Genomic DNA, 1,244 nt, shown 5'->3' on the forward strand with positions numbered 1-1,244 from the left:
TCGATCTCCGGGGTCAGATCGAGACCTTCCTTGGCAAGTTGACCTCAGTGAGGGCGCTCTCGTTTCGCACCCTTCGCGATGAAGAGAATGTCGACAAGGTTCTCAAGGACTTGAAGATCGACTTGTCGTTACTCCGCGCTCTTGACTCAGAAGCGACCAAGACCGTGGTGGTATTGATCAACGCCAAGCTAGATGAAGTTGCCGCGCGGATCAATGAAGTACGTGCTCACATCGGCCGTCAGAAGTCGAGGGTCGCGCGTACCATCAAGGACAATCAGGACGACATCAATCAGTTCCTGCGCTCTGCGGGATACCGTTACTCCGTTCGCATTGAGCCCAACGCCGATTCCTACAGGATGATAGTTGAGCACGAGGACGCGCCCGGGCATCTGGAGACCGCATCCCGCCATTTGAGCTATGGCGAGAAGAATGCTTTTGCTCTCGTGTTGTTCATGCATCAGGTTCGCCAGGAGCGACCTGATCTCGTCGTTCTGGACGACCCGGTGTCGAGCTTCGACAAGACAAAGAAGTTCGCCATTCTGCATCAGCTTTTCCACGGCAAGAACAGCATTCGTGAGTTCACGACACTGCTCCTCACGCATGACATCGAACCCGCTATTGATATCGTACGTAATCCGACTTCGAGTCAATTCCGAATGGCGAGACCATTGGTGCATTTTCTCCACAACAGCGACGGCGTTCTGACGGAAAAACAGATCGAGAAAGAGCACATTTCGACCTTCTCTCAGGTGTGCGAGGAGAACATCGCATCGGCAGCCGACGACATCGTGAAGTGCATCTACCTGCGGCGATGGTATGAAGTACACGGAGACCTCGGCGTGGAGTACGACGTACTTTCTAGCCTGCTGCACCTCCGGGACGTCCCCGATACCAAAACTCAGGACGACGACGTGCGCGTTCCGATAGAGCAAAAAGCGTTCGCGGCAGCCATGCATAATATTCATCAACGTATCCCGGACCTCGACTACCACGACCTAGTCGAGCGATTACGCGACCCCCTCGTCTTGAAGGAAAAGTTTGACGCCACTGACGTGGGATATGAGAAAGTGCAACTCTTCCGCATCATGTCAAAACTTTATCCCGAAGGAATCCCAGGTGACGCGGCATTCAAGAAGTTTGTGAACGAGTCCTATCACATCGAGAACGAATATGTCATGCAGCTCAACCCCAGAGATTTTGACTCTGTCCCTGAACACGTGGTGAGGGCATGCGAGGCCCTCGTC

Annotated in this window: 1 protein-coding gene; it reads left to right on the forward strand. The window is 53.6% G+C overall.

The window, feature by feature from the left end; translation table 11 throughout:
* The coding region (locus JF66_RS20560) for an AAA family ATPase (protein WP_035880804.1) at positions 1-1,244 on the forward strand (1,244 nt) is incomplete at both ends.

Origin of the sequence: Cryobacterium sp. MLB-32, from assembly GCF_000738085.1 — a bacterium.
Lineage (GTDB): Bacteria > Actinomycetota > Actinomycetes > Actinomycetales > Microbacteriaceae > Cryobacterium.